Origin of the sequence: Myxococcus sp. CA039A (genome assembly GCF_013336645.1) — a bacterium.
In the GTDB taxonomy this organism is placed as follows: domain Bacteria; phylum Myxococcota; class Myxococcia; order Myxococcales; family Myxococcaceae; genus Myxococcus; species Myxococcus llanfairpwllgwyngyllgogerychwyrndrobwllllantysiliogogogochensis.
Genome location: NZ_JABUMQ010000228.1, coordinates 1 through 18,583, shown reverse-complemented (window position 1 = coordinate 18,583; position 18,583 = coordinate 1). Strand labels below are relative to the sequence as shown.

The 18,583-nt window shown below is 68.4% G+C and carries 12 protein-coding genes; 4 read left to right on the top strand and 8 right to left on the bottom strand.

Annotated features, from left to right (window positions below):
• Positions 1–1,127: L-seryl-tRNA(Sec) selenium transferase (gene selA, locus HR086_RS31470; protein ID WP_217442022.1), on the bottom strand; the 1,127-nt coding region annotated here is incomplete at its 3' end.
• A 152-nt stretch (positions 1,128–1,279) separates the two neighbouring features.
• On the bottom strand, positions 1,280–1,789 hold the full coding sequence (locus HR086_RS31465; RefSeq protein WP_174467489.1) for a GNAT family N-acetyltransferase: 510 nt from the start codon (positions 1,787–1,789) through the stop codon (positions 1,280–1,282).
• Between the two features lie 90 nt (positions 1,790–1,879).
• On the opposite strand from HR086_RS31465, the gene HR086_RS31460 reads away from it, so the two are divergent.
• The gene (locus HR086_RS31460; RefSeq protein WP_141649183.1) at positions 1,880–2,218 is read left to right on the top strand and encodes a TerB family tellurite resistance protein; all 339 of its coding nucleotides are present in this window, start codon (positions 1,880–1,882) and stop codon (positions 2,216–2,218) included.
• A 55-nt stretch (positions 2,219–2,273) separates the two neighbouring features.
• Here HR086_RS31460 and HR086_RS31455 read toward each other — a convergent pair whose 3' ends face one another.
• The 4 genes from HR086_RS31455 to mltG form a co-directional block, all read right to left on the bottom strand.
• Complete coding sequence (locus tag HR086_RS31455; RefSeq protein WP_141649182.1) at positions 2,274–2,813, bottom strand: hypothetical protein; 540 nt, start codon at positions 2,811–2,813, stop codon at positions 2,274–2,276.
• A 284-nt stretch (positions 2,814–3,097) separates the two neighbouring features.
• Positions 3,098–6,076 carry a DNRLRE domain-containing protein gene (locus HR086_RS31450; RefSeq protein ID WP_174467488.1) on the bottom strand — a complete coding sequence of 993 codons (2,979 nt, stop codon included), beginning with the start codon at positions 6,074–6,076 and terminating at the stop codon, positions 3,098–3,100.
• A gap of 137 nt (positions 6,077–6,213) precedes the next feature.
• Complete coding sequence (locus tag HR086_RS31445; protein WP_174467487.1) at positions 6,214–9,198, bottom strand: DNRLRE domain-containing protein; 2,985 nt, start codon at positions 9,196–9,198, stop codon at positions 6,214–6,216.
• A 124-nt stretch (positions 9,199–9,322) separates the two neighbouring features.
• On the bottom strand, positions 9,323–10,339 hold the full coding sequence (gene mltG, locus HR086_RS31440; protein ID WP_174459200.1) for an endolytic transglycosylase MltG: 1,017 nt from the start codon (positions 10,337–10,339) through the stop codon (positions 9,323–9,325).
• Positions 10,340–10,679: 340 nt separating this feature from the next.
• Here mltG and HR086_RS31435 point away from each other — a divergent pair, with 340 nt between their 5' ends.
• Entirely contained in the window at positions 10,680–11,534 is an 855-nt protein-coding gene (locus HR086_RS31435) for an alpha/beta fold hydrolase (protein ID WP_174459201.1), read from the top strand.
• A 48-nt stretch (positions 11,535–11,582) separates the two neighbouring features.
• Here HR086_RS31435 and HR086_RS31430 read toward each other — a convergent pair whose 3' ends face one another.
• On the bottom strand, positions 11,583–12,062 hold the full coding sequence (locus HR086_RS31430) for a VOC family protein (protein WP_141648574.1): 480 nt from the start codon (positions 12,060–12,062) through the stop codon (positions 11,583–11,585).
• Positions 12,063–12,262: 200 nt separating this feature from the next.
• Between HR086_RS31430 and HR086_RS31425 the strand changes: the two genes are divergently transcribed.
• Positions 12,263–15,856 carry a tandem-95 repeat protein gene (locus tag HR086_RS31425; protein WP_174467486.1) on the top strand — a complete coding sequence of 1,198 codons (3,594 nt, stop codon included), beginning with the start codon at positions 12,263–12,265 and terminating at the stop codon, positions 15,854–15,856.
• 99 nt (positions 15,857–15,955) lie between these two features.
• Positions 15,956–16,159: a cold-shock protein gene (locus HR086_RS31420; protein ID WP_174459335.1), complete on the top strand. Its 204-nt coding sequence runs from the start codon at positions 15,956–15,958 to the stop codon at positions 16,157–16,159.
• Between the two features lie 110 nt (positions 16,160–16,269).
• On the opposite strand, the gene HR086_RS31415 is transcribed toward HR086_RS31420, so the two are convergent.
• The coding region (locus tag HR086_RS31415; RefSeq protein ID WP_174467485.1) for a transglycosylase SLT domain-containing protein at positions 16,270–18,583 on the bottom strand (2,314 nt) is incomplete at its 5' end.

Below are 18,583 nucleotides of genomic sequence, written 5' to 3'. Positions count from 1 at the left end.
AAGAGACAGACCCCGTCCACCCGGGCACTCACACCCTGTTCGGCCAGCAACGCCTGGAGCCGCAGCGCCCGTGCGCGCAGCTCCTCGGACGACTGGGCAAGCAGTCTGTAGGTGGGCACGGCCTCCGGCCTGCCGTCCCGGTACAGCTCCAACGTGGCCTCCAGCGCGGCCACCGTCAGCTTGTCCACACGCAACGCCCGCGTCAGCGGGTGCGCCTTGATGCGCGACACCAGCGCGGAACGTCCCACCACCACGCCCGCCTGCGGCCCGCCCAGCAGCTTGTCCCCGGAGAACGCCACCACGTCCGCCCCCGCGGCCACGACTCCGGGCACCGTGGGCTCCTGACTCAAGCCCTCTCCCACCATGGGCACCAGCGCCCCCGAGCCCAGGTCCTGGAACACGGGCACGCCGCGCTGCCGCCCGAGCGCGGACAGCTCCGCCACGCTCGCCTCCTCCGTGAAGCCCACCACCGCGAAGTTGGAGCGGTGCACCTTCAGCAACAGCCCCGTCTCCGCGCCCACCACGCTCGCGTAGTCCGCCACGCGCGTGCGGTTCGTGGTCCCCACCTCCACCAGCTTCGCCCCCGACTGACGCATGACATCCGGCACGCGGAAGCCACCGCCAATCTCCACCAGCTCCCCGCGCGACACGATGCACTCGCGACCACCCGCCAGCGCCGCCAACACCAGCAATACGGCCCCCGCGCAGTTGTTGACGACGAGCGCATCCTCCGCGCCGGTCAACTGACGCAACAGCCCCACCACCGGCGCATACCTGCTGCCGCGCTCGCCTTCGTCCAGGTCGTATTCGAGGTTCGAGTACCCTCGCGCCACCTCCGCCACCCGCGCCACCGCCTCGGGCGCGAGCGGCGCGCGCCCCAGGTTGGTGTGCAGCACCACGCCCGTCGCGTTCAGCACGGGACGCAGGCCCGGCGTGGCCAGCGTGCTCAGCGCCTCGCCCACGTCCGCGTCCTCGAAGGAGCGCGGCTCACCCTGGAGCAGCCGGGCCCGTGCGCGCTCCACGGCCAACCTCAGCGCGGACACGGCCCTGGCCCTGGGGACCCCCGCAAGCAGCGGCTCCAGCGAAGGCCGCCGCAGGAGCTGCTCGATGGAGGGGAGGGCGCGCAAGAGCGCGTTCTTCCCACCGTCTACATTGTTCGACGGGGGTCCCACGTCTCCGAGTCTAGGAGACGTGGCACCCAATCTCCAAACGACGGGGAGGTGTCAGGCAGGTGACGGCCCGCTCGCGCCCGGGTGCCGCGCGGTGCTCCGCGCTCGACTCAGGGGGGCGTCAGGTACAGGCTGATTTCCTCGGTCGCCCCAGGCAGCCGGATGTGCTTCTCGAACCGCAGCCCCAGCCGCGACAGCACCTTGATGGAGCTGGCGTTGTCGTTCGAAACGATGGCCGCGATGCGCTTCAAGCCGAAGTCGCGCAACCCGTGAGCGAGCGTGGCGGAGACAGCCTCCTGGGCGTAGCCCTGCCCCCAATACGCGGGCAGCAGCGCATAGCCGATGTCCACGTGCTCCAGCGAGTCGCGCTTGAGCAGGCCACACATCCCCAGCGGCGCGCCGTCCGACTTGCGCTCCACCAGGTACAGGCCGAAGCCATGGCGCTCGTACGACACGTGGGGGCCGTTGCGGATGTAGCCCCACGCGTCCTCGAGCGTCTTCACACCCCGGTCGCCAATGAAGCGCAGCCACGCTGGCTCATTCACCAACACCAGGATGAAGGGCGCATCCGCCTGCGTCACCCTGCGCAGGACGAGCCGCTCCGTCTCCAGGACTTTCATGCGAAGATCTCCTCGGAAAGCCCGAGGCAGCCCTGGACGGAAGTGTCCAGACACGTCAGCCTGCGAGCCACCTTGGAGGATGTACCACGGATGTCCACCCCCTCGAGCCCCGACTCCCGGTTCCAGATTGAAGTCCTCAAGCTGCTGCTCCAGGTCGCCAGTGGCGACGAGGGCGTGAGCCGCCAGGAAATCGACCACATCATGGATACCGCGCGAGGCATGAGCGTGCCGTTGCCGGAGCTGGCCGAGCTGGCGAAGTGCCTCCAGAACGGAATCCCCCTGCCCGCCCCCAACCTGGGAGTCCTCCGCTCCAATCCCCAGGCGGTCGTCGAGGCGACGCACGCCCTCATCTCCAGCGATGGCCACATCCATCCGAGTGAAATCGAGATGCTGCGGCAGATTCGCGAGATGCTCGGTGTCGCGGGCTGACTGAGCGTGGACTCGGGCCGGGAGGAGCGCTCCCGGCACCGTGTCCGTCCAGCGACTACGCGTCGACTTCGTCGACTTCCAGCTCGCTGCCCGCGCCGCTCAACAGCTCCAGCAGCTCCGCCGCGCCGCCCTCGCTGTCCTTCAGCGAGGTGAGCTTGCCGCCACCAAGGAACTGCATGATGAACTGCTTGCGCATCTCGCAGCGTCCGCCCTGAATCTCGCCCAGGACGGTCAGCGTGTTCGGCTCGCCCTCGCCGACAATCTGGTCGGCGACGTGGCAGTTGCCCAGCACGAGCACGATGGAGTGCAACTCCGCCGTGCCGACCTTCAGGTCGCCGAGGACGAGCAGGCCGCCGGGGCCCTTCACCACCAGGGTCTCCACGTCCATGTCACCCGTCACGACGACACAATCGCGTGTCTCCAGCGTGCGCGACTGGGCCGTCAACTCTTCGTGGAGTTCGATGCCGGTTCGCAGCATCGCGGAGATGTCGACGGGGGCCGCGAGCAGCGCGTCCTCGTCCAGCGCGGTCAGTCTCTCGTCCGCGGCTGCAAGTGCATCGGCGTGGTCCTGGAGCTTCTTGGGGAGCTGAGTCATGTCTACCGTCGTGAATACCCCAGATCAGGCCGGGAGGAAGCCACCATCGACGGCGAGTGTGGCCCTCGTCACGAATCCGGCCCCCCGGGCACGCGGTTGGAGCGTCGCGAAGGTGACTTCCTCCTCGGTGGCCATGCGACCCATCGGGTGCTCCGCCACCAGCGAGGGGACCACCACCTCGGCCTGACGGGGTCCAGGGGGACAGGCACGACCCACTCCGTCACGCGGAAGCCCTGGGGCGCCCGGCCCCCGGGTCTCACGGTAGGATTTTCCGCTGGGGCCGCTCAGGGCTGGAGCTTGACGTGCAGCAGGTCCAGCCGGCGCAGGCGGGGCGTGTACCAGGTCCCATCCAACTCGAAGGGCGCGGCCAGGGTTCCCGTCGCGATGACCCCATCACCCACGGGCGCCAGGTGGAGACCCGACTGGAGAGGATCCAACACGCGCACCCAGCGCGTCGCCAGACTGGGAGCGAAGCCCGCCAGCGTGGGGCGGTCGGGCGCCACGTCCTCGGGCAGCCCCACGGAGCCGAGCCCCAACAGGCGACCCCACCCGGACTGAGCCGTCATGATGTTGCCCGACGCATCCACGACGAGCGAGCCGAAGCTCAGTCTGCGGCCCCTGTCGTCCTGGAACCGCCTTAGCGCCACCTCCGCGCCCGTCGCGCTCAGGCGCCCCAACAGGGCATCGCGCTGTCCGTCGTAGAAGTCGTCCGGCTCCAGGCTCGCGTAGGACGTGCCCGCGAAGGTGAAGCGACCGTCGAAGTTCCCCGTGAAGGCCACGCTCCCGTCCGGAAGGACGCCCACCTCCAGCACATCCGCGTAGTGGCCGTAGGTCGTGAGCAGCAGCCAGGCCCACAGCGGCGCACCACTCACGCTCCACCGCGCCACGAACGGGCCCTGGCCGGTGATGGCGCCCGCTCCGAAGTCGGTGCCCTGGGCCGCCCAGCCACCGACGGTGACGTTCTCCTGGGCGTCCACGGCCACGCTCACCGCCTGGGTGCCACGCAGCGACTGCCCGGCCAGCACTCGCGCCCACTGGTAGGCACCGTCCCACTGGACCTTCAGGACGAAGGAGTTGGGGCCCTCGTCGTCATAGGGGCGCGGCTTGCCGGAGTAGACGGGCCCGGCCCCGAAGTCGGCATGCCCCCAGAAGCCGCCCGTCACCACGGCGCTGCCGTGCGCGTCCGTCGCCAGGTCGTACACGGGGATGATGTTGTCCTCGGGGCCTTCCTCTCCCAGGCTCCAGGACCGGTAGCCCCGCGCCCAGTCCACCGCGCCCGTGGGCGTGAGCTTCAGCAGGAACATGCCCTGCCCCTGTGGCAGCGGGCCCTTGCCCAGGTCAGGTGCGCCGGAGTACTCGCCCGCGGCGAGCACGTTGCCCAGGGTGGTCACCGCCACCTTCCTGAAGGTGACCCCCGGGTGCGCGAACTCGCGCGTCCACGCAACGTCACCGTCCGCGCGGTGGAGCGTGATGACGTCCGTCTCCGCCGCCGAGTATGGCCCATCCTGCGTCTGCTCCACCGCGCTGAGCACGGCGAAGCCACCATCCGGCGCGGGGGCTGTGTGAATCGCGCGCTCCGCCTCGGGACGGTTCGACTGCTTCACCCACGTGGTGGTCCCCGCCGGCTGCGTGCCTCGGTACGAGCAGAACGGCGCGCTCTCCGTGACGACGACCAGGCGGGGCGCGGCGTCCAAAATCTGCTCCCGCGCCGCATCCACCGACGCGAAGCTCAGACCGTCGTTCGAGGAGGGATATAGCTGGAAGGCATGGCGGCCCGAGGTGGTGACGGTGGCCGTCACGTCGTACTCCACCCACTCGTCCTTCTTCACCGCCCACGCGTCGGCGAGGACTTCATTGACGAAGGGCGGAGGGTGAGACCAGGTGGTCTCCTTGGGGTCGAACGGCACGGACTTGAGGAGCCGGGGCGCTCGGTCCGAAGCCTCCAGCGCATACAACTGGAGCAACACGCGGCGCACCTGTCCCGGCGGCAACTGCACGTCGAAGTCGAGGTAGCTGTAGAACCCTGGCTGAGTATCCACCTTCAGCGACGCCTCGCGGTGGAACGTCGTGTCCGGACGGTACTGGTCGATATAGGTGTCGTGCAGCGGGTAGAGGGTCGTCGAGACAATCTCCCGACGCGTCAGGCACGCATCCCCCGGCGCTGTGCGGGACGCGCCCGTCCAGACGAGGAGCTGAGGCGCGGAGGCGGAGGACTCCCGGGAGACGAACGTCACCGGGGTGGTCGAGTTCCCATACAACCCGAACGAGACGTCGCCATTGCCTCGCACCAGGTCCGTCACGTCGTATTCCACGGTGCCGAGGGGCGAGAGGAACGGAACATAGGACAGCACGCCGCCCACCCGCTGCGGGCGCGTATTCCAAGTGACGCTCGACTCATTCCAGGCCCCCTGAATCGCATACACGGAGGGACCTCCCGCCGTGCCCTCGTCGGAGACGTTCAAACGCAGAATCGCGCGTTGGACGGTCTCCGTCAGGCCTTGCACCGAGAAGCGCAGATACGCCTCGCGCTTCTGGCCATTGTCCACCCACAGCTTCCGCGACGTGCCTCCGGCCGAGGAGCCCGGCGCGGCCTCGGAGACAAAGGTGTCGGCGCTCGCGTTGAAGAGCGTGGGCGGACCCGACACCGGGAGCGGCGTGGGACGGTGCGGAGGATGGTCCTCCGCGGACTCGACGGTGAGGACGAGCTGGGGACGCAGCGCGGCGTTCGGATGTTCGCTCGACGCAATCGTCACTCCATCCGTGCTGTCGGGCCGCAGGTGGACATCGGTATAGGCGTTCTGGGAGATGTGCAGGTCGGAGATATCCAGCTCAATCCAGGTGCCGCTCGTCACTGCGCCCGCGCTGGCGAGGATGTTGTTGGCCGGGGGTGGACGTGTGTTCCACGTCGTCAGCTCGTTCCAGTTGCGTCCATCCAACCGGGGATCATGCGCGGTGGGTCCATCCGACGAGCCATCCAACGCATAGACCCGCAGCCGCGCCGTCGTCAGCGTCCCCTCGAACGGGGTGATGAGGAAGCGCAGGTACGCCTCCGACTCCGGAGACCGGTCCACCTCCATCGTCGGTGACGAGCCGAAGCTCGTCGTCGGTGACGTCGCCACCACGTGTGTGTCCGCCGCCGCGATGAACGTCACCGTCTGTGTATTGAGTTCGTCACGCCGCTGGCCGTCCGGGGCCGCATCCAGCGTGGAAGCAGACACTTCACCCTGGGAACTCCCACACCCACCCAGGAGTGCGAGCGCCATTCCCAGACTCCAACCCACCACTCCGCCTGTCACGTATCTCACGTCATCTCTCCTTCGGGTCCAGCCAGGACGATGCGTGAGCAACAGGTGCGCCAATCCAGCTGTCCGTTGGAAGTCTCGCGGCGTGCCCGCACCGCTCAAGGTCGGAGCTTGAAGTGCAGCAGGTCCGAGCGACGCTCGCGGGGCGCGTACCAGGTGCCCTCCAGTTCGAAGGGCGTCTTGAGGTCCGCGGTCACCACGAGGCCATCACTCACCGGAGACAGGAGAAGCTGCGACTGGAGCGGATCGAACACCCGAACCCAGCGCGTCCGCAGGTCGACGCCGAAGCCCGCCACCGTCGGGCGCAACGACGCGCCCTCTTCCGTCGGACCGACGTCCCCGAGCCCCAGCCTGCTTCCACCTCCAAGCTGCGACGTCACGACGTTCCCCGATGCATCCACCACCAGGTCATGGAAGTCGACGTCCTGGAGCTGCCTCAGCGTCACCTCGTCGCCCGTCGCGCTCAGGCGGCCCAGCATCGTGTCGCGCGGCCCGCCATCGTATTCGTCCGGCTCCCGGCTCGCGTACTCCTGCCCGGCGAACGTGAAGCGGCCTCCGAAGTTCCCCGTGAAGACGACGCCGCCGTCGGGCAACAACGCCAGCGTGGACAGCCCACTGAAATAGACCGGGATGACCCGGGACCAGACAGGTGCACCGCTCGCATCCCAGCGCGCCACGAAGGCGCCGTTCTGGGTGATGGCACCCGCTCCGAAGTCCGTGCCCTGCCCCGCCCAGCCGCCGACGGTGACGCTCTCCTCCGCGTCCACTGCCACGCTCGTCGCCTGGGCGCCCCGGAGCGAGTCCGACGTCAGCGTGCGCGCCCACTGATAGGCGCCGTCCCACTGGAGCTTCAGGACGAAGGAGTTCGGATACGTGTCGTCATACGGGAACGGCTTGCCGGAATAGACGGGCCCCGCTCCGAAGTCCGTGTAGCCCCAGAAGGTCCCCACCACGAGCGCGCTGCCATGCGCGTCCGTCGCCAGGTCGAGCACCTGCATCGGGTTGTCGACGGACTCGTCCATCCGCTGGAACCACGCCTTGTAGCCACGCGTCCAGACCACCCCGCCCGTGGGCGAAAGCTTCATCACGAACATGCCCTGCCCTCGCGGCAGCGCGCCCGTGCCCAGGTCCGGTGCACCGAGGTAGCTCCCCGCCACCAGGACATTTCCCTGCTTCGTCACCACCACCTGCTCGAAGGACACCTGCGGCTGGGAGAACGCGCGGCTCCACGCGACGCTCCCGTCCGCGCGGTGAAGGGTGACGATATCCGTCCGCTCGGAAGACAGGGGACCGGTCACCGGTTGCTCCACCCTGCTGATGACGACGAAGCCGCCGTCGAGCGCGGGGGCCGAGTGAGTCGAAAGCTCCGCCGAGGGGTCGCTCGACTGAGTCACCCACGCCGTCGAGCCTGATGGAGGCGTGCCCTGGTAGGAACAGAAGGGCTCGCTGTCGGTGATGACCACCAGTCGCGGCGCGACGGAGAGCAGCCCTCGCTCCTCCATCTCGGACGAGGCGAAGCGCATCCCATCCGCGGAACCATCGAGCAACGCGAAGGCGTGACGCCCCGACGTCGTCACCACGTCCGTCACGTCCAGCTCCACCCACTGGTCCTTCTTCAGCGCCCCCAGGTCCCCCACCACGCCCCCCATGATGGCGGGCTTGCGATACCAGTCCGTCGTCGCCTCATCGAACGGCGCGGCCTTGAACAACCGGGGCCCATTCCCGGAGGCATCCAGTGCATAGAGGCGCAGCAACACGCGGCGGACCGGCGCCGCCCCCAGTTGTACGTCGAACTCCAGGTAGCTCTCCGCGCGCGGTGACGCATCCACACGCAACGAGGCCTCGCGGTAATGCTGCGTGGTGGGGCTGTCCGGCGTGACGAAGGTGTCCTGCGACGCGAGGACGGAGGTCGCGAGAACCTCCTGGCGTGTCAGGCAGTCATCCGTCGGAGCAGTCCGAGGCGCCCCCGTCCAGACGAGCAATTGGGGCTCGAGCGCGAGGACCTCTCGCGAGTGGAACGACACCTCGTCGCCGGAGTTCGCATACAGGCCGAAGGTGACGTCGCCATCGCCTCGCACCTGTTCCGTCACGTCGTAGTCCGCGAAGCCGAATGGCGCGAGGAACGGTGCGCGGTACAGCGAGCCGCCCACCTTCGTCGGGCGCGTGTTCCAGGTGACAGCCTCACTCCATGCCCCCTGCGTGGCGAAGACCGAGGGCCCGCCCTCCGTGCCATCCGCGCGAACGCGCAGGCGCAACACCGCGCGCTGCACGGTCTCCGTCAGCCCCTGCACGGAGAAGCGAAGATGCGCCTCTCGCTCTGGCGTGCTCCCGACGCGAAGCGCCTCCGACACACCACCGGCCGAGGAGTCCGGCACATCCGCGGAGACAAACGTGTCAGCGCGCGGAGCGAACGAAACGGGCGTCCCCGACACAGGGAGCGGCTCGGGGCGCGGAGGCGGATGGTCCTTCGCGGACTCGATGGTGAGGACGAGCTGGGGGCGCAGCGCGGGGTCCGGATGTTCGCTCGACGCGAGCGTCACGCCATCCGGGCTGTCTCCCCCCATGAAGATGTCGAGATAGCTGCTCTGGGAAACGTGCAGGTCGCTGACATCCAGCTCCATCCACGTCCCGCTGGCGACGGGGCCCGCGCTGACGAGCGCCCAATAGCCGCCCCACTGAGGACGCGTGTCCCACGTCGTCAGCTCGTTCCATGTCCGGACTCCTGGCGGGTCGTGGACGGTGGGCCCGTCCTCCGTGCCCTCCAGCACGTACAGGCGCAGGCGCGCGGTCGTCATCGTCCCCTCGAAGGGTTGGATGAGGAAGCGGAGGTAGGCCTCGGCATCGAGCGAGCGACCGAGCACCAGCGTCTCCGAGGAGCCGAAGCTCGTCGTCGGAGACGTCGCCACGACGTGCGTGTCCGCCGCCGCGACGAACGTCACCGTCCGGGTGACGAGCTCCTCACGCCGACCATCTGGAGGAGCGACCACCTCCGTGGAACTCGGCGCCACACCTTGGGAAGCCCCGCACCCACTCAGGAGCGCGAACGCCACCAACCAGCCCCACGAACCCGCCCCGACCGTCATCCGCCTCACGTCACCGCTCCCTTGAGACCAGAGGAGACGATGGGTGAGCAACAGTCACGCCAGTCAGGGCCGGTGCGCTCCCTCTACCTGGTGAGCGAGGGAGCGAGCACCGTGTCCCGCGGCGTCAGTACACGTTGTACTTGCGGCGCAGCGCCTCGTGCTCTTCCGCGTTGCGAGAGGGGCGCAGGGTCTTCTGCGCGTCGTGCAGGTAGTACCAGAACTCGCTCGGCGTGGGCGCCATGGCGGCCTGGAGCGACGCCACCGTGGGCGCGCCGATGGGACCCGGGGGCAGGCCCTTGCGATGACGCGTGTTGTACGGGTCCTCGGGATCTCTCAGTCGTTGGAGGAACGCCTTGCGGTCATTCCACTGCGCCAGCACGTACCGCGACGTCGCGTCCACGCCGAGCGGATAGCCCTTGTCCACGCGCTTCCAGAGGATGCCCGCGACCAGCGGACGCTGGTCCGGCACGGGCTCCTCGCGCTCCAGCATGGATGCCATCACCACCACCTCGTGCAGCGTCCTCCCGCTCTTGGAGATGGCGTCCCGGTTGGGCGTGTAGAAGCGTGCCCCGAAGGCATTCAACTGGCGCTGGATGAGGTCCTCGACGTCGAACTTCCCCGGAATCACGCCGTAGGACTCCGGGTACAGGTAGCCCTCCAGCGTGGTGGTGGGCAGGGGGAACGGCGCGGTGAAGCGACTGGGATTGCTGGCCGCGGTGATGTACGCGCCCGCGGTGATGAAGCCCGCCGCCGTGAGGGCCGCGTCGGTGTCCCGCAGGCGCCAGCCCTCCACCACCAGGAACGGGATGTCGTCGGGGAGCGGGTTGCCCTCCAGCACCGTGGCCAGCTCCGCCACCGTCATGGACGGGCTCACCGGGTGTCGTCCCGCCTTGGGCGAGAACGAGCCACGACGGAAGAGGTGCCAGCGCCACACCCGCGCATCACGGATGAGGCCCTGGTTGGCGAGCAGCACGCCCAGGCCTCTCCCGGAAGTGCCCTTGGGGACGGTGAACTCCACGGGGGTCGCGCCGGGGGCCGCGACGGCTTGATGCGCCGCCTGCTCCACCCACCAGAACGCACCCACACCCGCAGCCGCCAACAGCACGAAGACCACTGCCAGACTCACGAGGACTTTCTTCATCGCGGCGCAGGGTAGCACCGTCGTCCCGCCGTGCATCCATTCGAGTCACCGGATGTCCGCTCCCGGGCGCTGGCCCGGCCACCAACCAGGCGGCACGGGCCACGGCCCCTCCTCGTCCCCCTGCCTTGGGTCATCCGTTCCGACTGGCCTCCAGGTGCGAACTCCCTCGCGAACGTGCGCGTGACGATGGCGACAAGACGCGGCGCCGTCCTTTGTACAGAGGGTCAGCCACCCCAGTTCTTCCGGAGAGGGGCCAGAGAGCCAGGGGCCGATGGCGGGTCATGAACACGGGGCACATCTTCGCAACCGTTGCATCTACCCACGACCCGAGGACCCTCGTATGGCCACTCAAGCCGGCAAGCTCCAGGGCAGCTACCTTTCGACTCGCGACGGAACCCAGATCTACTTCAAGGACTGGGGTCCCAAGGACGGACAACCCATCGTCTTCTCCCATGGCTGGCCGCTCACGGCCGATGCCTGGGAAGACCAGATGATGTACCTGTCCGAACGAGGCTTCCGCACCATCGCGCATGATCGTCGTGGCAACGGGCGTTCGTCACAGCCCTGGGAAGGCCACGACATGGACCACTTCGCGGATGACCTCGCGGAGCTGACCGCCGCGCTCGACTTGCGCAAGGCCGTGCATGTCGGCCACTCGACGGGCGGCGGCGAGGTGACGCGGTACATCGGCCGCCATGGAACTTCTCGCGTCGCCAAGGCCGTGCTCATTGGCGCCGTGCCTCCCATCATGCTCAAGACGGACTGGCACCCGAATGGCCTGCCCATGAAGGTCTTCGACGACATCCGCTCGGGCGTGCGTGGCGACCGCTCCTCCTTCTTCAAAGAACTGAGCATGGCGTTCTACGGCTTCAACCGGCCGGGAGCGAAGGTCTCCGAGGGCCTGAGGGAGAGCTTCCGCCTCCAGGGTCTGCAGGGCTCGCTGAAGTCCGAGTACGACACCATCAAGGCCTTCTCGGAGACGGACTTCCGCGCGGACCTGGCGAAGTTCGACGTGCCCACGTTGGTGATGCACGGCGACGACGACCAGATTGTCCCCTTCGAGGGCGCAGGGAAGATCACCGCCACGCTCGTGAAGGGCGCGCAGTTGAAGGCCTACAAGGGCTTCCCCCACGGCATGTGCTCGACCCACAAGGACGTCATCAACGAGGACCTGCTGCTCTTCATCAAGGGCTAGCGGGACGATCTGGCCGCGCGGGCCGGTTCGAACGCCCGCGCGGGCCGCTCAGCCTCCCACCATCTTCAGGAAGCGCCGCTGCATCTCCTCCGGAGACACCTCTTCGATGCGCATGGAGAGCGACCAGCGGTGGCCGAACGGGTCCTGGATGTGGGCCACGCGGTCGCCGTAGAACTCGTCCTTGATGGGACGCTCCAGCACGGCTCCGGCGGCGATGGCCCGTTGGGCCATGGCGTCCACGTCGTCGACCGAGAGGTTGAGCAGGCTCGTCGCCCCTCCCCGACTCTGCGGCCCGACGATTCCGTACTCCGGATACTCATCCGCGATGGACAGCACCACTCCGCCCAGGAGCATCTCCGCATGGCCCAGGCGACCGGAGGGCTCCACCAGCCGCATCCGCTCCTCGGCGCCGAAGACCTGGGAATAGAACGTGAGCGCGGCGGTCGCGTTCTTCATCACGAGCTGGATGCCCAACCGAGGCTGCGGGGACACGTCCTTCTTCATGGCAACCGTGGTGTCTGGCTTCATCACGAACCTCCTGGTTCAAGGGTGGATATCCACAGTCTGCCCATCTGGCACGCGGGGGGATTGGACGAAATGCACCCCGTGTGAGGAACCCATGATGGTTCCGTGATGCGAGAATCACGCCTCAGGGAGTCTGCTGACCCTGTCCGCCGCCGATCCACTGGCGGCTCGCCGGTCCCGACTCCGCGCTCCCCGAGGTCCACATGTCGTCTCTTCGAATGAGCCCGCGAGGCTTCGCCTGCCTCGCCGTGTTTCTCTGCATCGCGGCCGTGACGCCCGCGTGGGCGGACTCCCGCCCGGCATTCCTCGCACCAGGGCTCTCCTTCGAAACCCTGGTCGGCGCCGTGACGATGGGCCCCGCGAGCGACCACCAGTTCGACGGAGCCGTGGCCTGGAATGGAACGCACCACCTGGTGGTGTGGACCGACTACCGGCACGGCGGCTCAAGCGGGCGCATCTACGCGGCCCGCGTGAGTCCGACGGGAGAGGTGCTGGACCCGGCGGGAGTCCTCATCAGCCCCATCGCGGACAAGAGCACCACCCCTCATGTGCTCTTCGATGGGACGAACTTCTTCGTCGTCTGGCATGCGACGCGGCCGGGTGAAGCAGGTGACCTCATCCTGGGCGCACATGTCACGCCGGAGGGCCAACTGGTGGAGCCCACACCCAGACGACTCGCCAGTGCAGCCCCGGGAAGCGTGTATGGGAAGCCCACCGTGGCGTTCTCGGGCAGCCAGTACCTGGTCACCTGGAGCGAATACGCCCCCGACCTGGGCCCCACGCTCCGAGGGACACGGCTCTCGTCCTCGGGCGACGTGCTCGACATCATGGGCCTGGAGCTGGGTGAAGGCAGGGAGCCGACGGTCTCCTGGGGTGGCACCGACTTCCTCGTCGTCTCCACGCGCGGCAATCTCGTTCAGGGGACGCGTGTCTCGGTGGAGGGCACGAGCCTGGGGTCGTTCGTCATCAGTCCTCCCAATGCCATCTTCCCCGTCCTCCCGGTCGTCGCTTTCGACGGACAGAATCACCTCGTCGTCTGGGAGGACCAGCTCACCCCGCTCGACTTCAATCGGGACATTCTTGGGGCGCGGGTGAGCCCCGAGGGCATCGTCCTGGGGACCTTCATCATCCACACGAACTTCGCGCATCAATCCATGGCCAGCGTGGCCTTCAATGGCACGCACTTCCTGGTCGCATGGCATGACATGCGATACGTCGACGGCGTGCGCTACGGCGGCATCCATGGCGCGCGCATCACGACCTCCGGGGGTGTGCTGGATCCCAACGGACGGGTGCTCGTAGCGAACCGCAGGAACTTCACTGCGTCTCCCTGTGGGATGGCGTCAACGGGAACTGAGTTCTTCGTCACCTGGTATGGGGGGAAGGACGAAGACAAGGAGGACATCCGTGCGACGCGGGTGAGCAACACGGGCACGGTGCTCGCCGAGAGCCTGTTGGTCAGCACGTCCGCCAACCGCCAGGAGGAGCCCGCGGTGGCCTCGGATGGCAATCGCACCCTGCTGGTCTGGATGGAGCAGCGCCCGTTTCCCCAGGGGACGGACCTCTACGGCACCCTGCTGAGCGTGGAGGGCGTGGAGCTGACGCCGGGAGGTTTTGTCATCTCCCAGACGGCCGGCGATCAGGGTGACCCCGCCGTCGCCTTTGATGGGACGAACTACCTGGTCGTGTGGCGCGACACCCGAACGGGCATCGAGACACCCAGACTCCATGGCCGCCGCATCTCCGCGAGCGGAGTCCCCGTGCGACGCGAGTTCCCCATCCACGCCCATCGGTCCTTCCTCGACGCACCCCGACTCGCCTGTGGTGGGGGTGATTGCTTCGCGGTCTGGGATGAGCCGCCGGTGTCGTCTGGCTTCGGAGATATCGCCCGGGGAGCGCGCGTGAGCCCCACGGATGTCGTGCTCGATCGACTGGGCATCGACCTGGGCGGTGGGGCCCCGGAGTCCTACCCGGCAGTCTCGTTCGACGGAACGAACTTCCTCGCCGTCTGGGAGGTCCATCCCTCCGGCAGCGGCGTGCTCCGACGACTGGAGGCGGTCCGCGTGAGCAGGGCCGGCACCGTCCTCGCGCCGGGCCGCATCCTGGTTCGGCAGAGCGAGCTGACGCCCGAAAAGCCGTCCATTGCCTTCGACGGGACGAACCACGTCATCGCGTGGACGGAGGGAGGAACCGTCCGCGCGCTCCGCGTGGACACGGAGGGAATGGTGGTGGACCCGGAGCCCTGGCTGCTCTCGTCACCGGGGCAGGAGCCGCCATTCTGGGGGCAGGCCCAGGTGGCGGCGACCGGCACCTCCACACTCGTGTACTGGCTCTCGTCCGCGCCGGGTGACAGTACGGCGAACCTGTTGCTCGGCGCGAGGATCGACTCAGCGAGCGGGACGGTCGATACCCCCGTCGAGTTGGGTACGCTGGCGCTCGAGTATCAACTCCCGAGCGCGACGTCCGTCGGGGCCAACCGCTTCCTGCTCGCCTACCAGCGCTTCGTCGGACCGCCCTACGCCGCGCTCCGCGTCCACGCGCGCATGGTGGACTACGACGCCGCGCCCCTCGCCGTGGCTCCGGCACGAGGGCCGTCCGGAGGCTCCAACGCCAAGATGTGCATCCCGCACCCGTCAGCTCCCGAGGTCGCCATCGAACATCCGGCACAGGACGTGGCCGACGACGACCTCGTGAACATCGTCACCGATACGCCCCCTGCGGACATCCAGGGAGAGGAAGGCTATGTCTATGTGACGAGCGGCCTCGAGGATGAGCATGGGCAGCCGGGGATGTGGTTCCCGCAATCCGAGCAGATCGACCCCATGGCGTTTGATCGCTCGGAAGTGCTCACGGAGGACACCTCCGTCGAGCTCATTCTGGAGAGCCTGGCTGCTGACAACGACACGCTGAAGTACTCGCTGGTGGAGCTGCCCCGCCACGGCCGGCTCTCGGGCACGACCCCCAACCTCGTCTATACGCCCCACCCCGACTTCCACGGCGAGGACTACCTCACGTTTCGCGTGAGTGATGGGGTGACCGAGTCGACCTCCGCCCAGGTGCTCCTCTCCGTCAAACCCGTCAACGACGCCCCCGTGGCCATGTCCCGCGAGGTCACCGTGTCCGCGGAGGGACCGGTTGAATTGGAGCTGGAAGGCCGCGACGTGGACGGAGACATCATCACCTTCGAGTTGAGCGAAGGCCCGTCGCAGGGAGAACTCACGGGCACGTTGCCCCATGTCGTGTACCGGCCCAGGGCGGGCGCATCGCGCGAGGACTCCTTCACGTTCGCGGTCAGCGATGGGGAGTACACCACCTTCGCGACGGTGACGCTGCACATCACGCCCGTGAATCATGCCCCCATCGCGAGCAACGCGCGGCTCACGATGAAGGCTGGCGAGCGACGCGCGGTGGTACTCGATGCCCGGGATGCGGACCAGGACGCACTGACCTACTCGGTGAGCGCGCGCCCCGCTTCAGGCGAGCTGTCCGGCAAGGCGCCCTCGATGACGTACGAGGCGGCGCCTGACTTCGAGGGAGAGGTGTCACTCGTCTTCACCGTCACCGACGGCGCGGGACTGGCTTCGACAGGGACGGTGCGCATCCAGGTGGAGAAGTCCGCGACTTATTCCATCGACTCAGAGCCCCGGCTGGGGGCTCTCGGCTGCGGCGCCGCTCCAGGCTCCGTGACGCCGTTGCTGCTCGCGCTCGTCGCCCTGTGCCTGCTTGCACGGCGGCAACCGCGCGTCCGCTGCTCGAAATTCATCGTGAACCGTCCCCAGCAGAGCATGCGAGCCTGAGCACGCCCTGCTCCAGGGCTGGGGCAATCCTTCCCGCCCATCCCTATTTCATTACCAATCACCTGGACATCCCCAGGCGTGGCACACGAGGACGGCAGTATGAAGACGGGAATCGTGAAGTGGTTCAACGATGCCAAGGGTTTTGGCTTCATCACCCCGGATGACGGAGGCGAGGACGTGTTCGCACATCACTCCGCCATCAACGCGGACGGCTTCAGGTCTCTCCAGGAGAACCAGCGGGTCGAATTCGAGGTGACGAAGGGGCCCAAGGGGCTGAACGCGCAGAACATCCGGCCGATTTAGGGAGGACGTGCCTCAACGGAGGAAGCCGATCCATGGCCGGGGGAACAGTCCTGCCCTCGGCTGCTCGCAGGCCGTCCTCCCGCGCTCGAAGGTGGCTTCCCGGCCACCGCTCAGCGCGCGGCGCTCTTGATGACAGGCAGCTTGGGCGCCCGGCCGTAGAGGAGCTGGTAGGTGTTGTACGAGCGCAGCACGCGCTTGATGTAGCCGCGCGTCTCGGAGATGGGGATCTCCTCCACCCACGCATCCAGCGGCAGGTCCGGCTTGTCCGAACGCCAGCGGTTCACCGCGCCCGGGCCGGCGTTGTAGCTGCCCACCGCGTACGGCGTGTGTCCGCCGAACTTCTTGAGCAGTCCGCCCAGGTAGTGCGCCCCCATGCGGATGTTGAGGTCCGGCTGGAGCAGCTGCTCCACCGTGAAGCGCTTGAGCTTCAGCTCCCTCGCCACGCCCTTCGCGGTGGACGGCATGAGCTGGGTGAGGCCCAGCGCTCCGGCCCAGGACAGCGCCTTCGGATCCAACGCGCTCTCCTCGCGCATCAGCGCCTGGAGCAGATCCGCCTCCACGCCCGACACGGCCGTGTGCTTCTCGATGAGCTCGCGGAACGCGTTGGGATACGCGACTTCCCACACCACGCGCGTCTCGCGGGTGATGCGGCCGCTCAAGTCCTTGCGCAGCGCCAGCCGGGCCACCGCGTGCGCGGCGCGCTCGTCACCGGCCTCGTGCAGCACCAGCACCAGCAGGCGGATGGCCTCCGCGGGCTGGTTCGTCCGGCTCACCGCGAGCAGCTCCGATGACACGGCCTCCGGGAACCCGAGCCGCAGCAACTCGATGCCCGCGCGGAAGTGCGGGTCCTCGCCCACCGGCCCCGCGAACAGCGGCCACGGACTGGCCGCGTCGGGCACCGCGAAGATGTCCGGGGAGATGCGCTCGAGCCGCGCCGGGTCCACCGTGGACAACTGCGAGCGCGCCATCAGCCCGTAGTAGGTCGCGGGGTGCTCCACCGCGATCTTCTCGAACAGCTCCGCCGCGCCCTGGATGTTGCCCTGGTCCTGGAACGTGCGCGCCCGCCAGTACCGCGCGCGCTCCACGTCGTAGCTCTCGTCCGCCTGCGCGAAGCGCTGCTCGATGCGGTCCAGGAAGGACAGGCCCGCGTCCTCCACCTTGCTGGTGCGTGCGATCCAATACGCCTTGAACAGCGCCTCGCCCAGGAAGTCCCCCTGCGGATACAGCCGCGCCAGCTCGTCCAGCCGAGCCATCGCCTCCTTGGGGCGGTCCGTCTTCACGTACAGGTCCGCCGCGTAGAACAACGCGTCGTCCGCGAAGCTGTGGTCCGGGAACTCGCGCGCCAGTCGCTCGTACGTGTCCGTCCCGCGCGCCGAGTCGACAATCGAGCGCGACGAGCCCAGCACATACAGCGCCCGCGCCAGCAGGTCCCGGTCCTCACACTTCTCCACCACCTGCGACAGAATCTGGATGGCGCGCGTGTGCTGGCGCTCCTTGCGCATGCCCTTGCCGTAGGCGAAGTGCGCACGGCACGCGAGCGGCTCCGGCAGCTTCAACTGCGCCAGCATGGGCTCCAGTTGTGTCAGGCCCTGCTTGTTGCGGTGCAGCTCCACCAGCGCCTCACCGCGAGCGACCTTGGCCTCCACCGGCGACGCCTGTCCCTTGAGGCGCTTCTCCGCCTGCATCGCCAGCGCGGACAGCGGATGCGCGCCCCACAGGCGCCACAGCGCGGCGCGCTCGGCGGCGCGGTCCTTCTTCTCCGCCGCGATGTCGGCGATGGCCATCAGCGCCTCGGCGCCCACGTTGCGCCCCCAACTGGGCGCGGCACGCGACGTGAGCGGCTCCAGCGCGGCCATGGCCCCCGCCGCGTCCTTCTTCTTGCGCAGCACCCGCGACAGCGCCAGCCGAGCGTCCACGTACAGCCGGGACTCCGGTGACACCTGGGCCAGCAGCACGGCCGCCTCGTCAAAGCGGCGCAGTCCCTCCAGCGCCACGCCCGCGTGCGTGAGGCACCGGTCTTGAAGCGCGGGGTAGTCCGGCGCCAGCGCGGCCAGCTCCTTCGCGGCGGTCTCCTCGTCTCCGGAGCGCAGCGCGGCCAGCGCGCGCAGGTAGCGCACCGGCGGCGTGGTGCCCTCGTCCTTCAGCAGCTCGCGGGCGCGGCTGTACTGCCCCTTGTCGAAGGCCGCCCGGGCCTCCTGCTTCTTGCCCTCGCCGAAGTACGGCGCCAGGTCCTCCAGGGCATAGCGGCGGCCCCGGTGGACGACGGGCGCGGGGGGCGCGGCGTTGGGGAAGGCCGGGTTGAGGACCTCCACGAAGCCCTCGGGCAGCTGCGTCTTCTCCGCATCCGGACGCGGAGAGAGCTGGGCCTCGGAAGGGGCGTTCTCCGTATGGGACGAGGGGGCCTCCGTCACGGTGGGGCTCGAC

What these genes read in the sequence shown, in the direction of transcription:
- HR086_RS31465 (WP_174467489.1), bottom strand. Translation starts at nt 1,789, where the DNA reads ATGAAAGTCCTGGAGACGGAGCGGCTCGTCCTGCGCAGGGTGACGCAG.
- HR086_RS31460 (WP_141649183.1), top strand. Translation starts at nt 1,880, where the DNA reads ATGTCCACCCCCTCGAGCCCCGACTCCCGGTTCCAGATTGAAGTCCTC.
- HR086_RS31455 (WP_141649182.1), bottom strand. Translation starts at nt 2,813, where the DNA reads ATGACTCAGCTCCCCAAGAAGCTCCAGGACCACGCCGATGCACTTGCA.
- HR086_RS31450 (WP_174467488.1), bottom strand. Translation starts at nt 6,076, where the DNA reads ATGGCGCTCGCACTCCTGGGTGGGTGTGGGAGTTCCCAGGGTGAAGTG.
- HR086_RS31445 (WP_174467487.1), bottom strand. Translation starts at nt 9,198, where the DNA reads ATGACGGTCGGGGCGGGTTCGTGGGGCTGGTTGGTGGCGTTCGCGCTC.
- mltG (WP_174459200.1), bottom strand. Translation starts at nt 10,339, where the DNA reads ATGAAGAAAGTCCTCGTGAGTCTGGCAGTGGTCTTCGTGCTGTTGGCG.
- HR086_RS31435 (WP_174459201.1), top strand. Translation starts at nt 10,680, where the DNA reads ATGGCCACTCAAGCCGGCAAGCTCCAGGGCAGCTACCTTTCGACTCGC.
- HR086_RS31430 (WP_141648574.1), bottom strand. Translation starts at nt 12,062, where the DNA reads ATGAAGCCAGACACCACGGTTGCCATGAAGAAGGACGTGTCCCCGCAG.
- HR086_RS31425 (WP_174467486.1), top strand. Translation starts at nt 12,263, where the DNA reads ATGTCGTCTCTTCGAATGAGCCCGCGAGGCTTCGCCTGCCTCGCCGTG.
- HR086_RS31420 (WP_174459335.1), top strand. Translation starts at nt 15,956, where the DNA reads ATGAAGACGGGAATCGTGAAGTGGTTCAACGATGCCAAGGGTTTTGGC.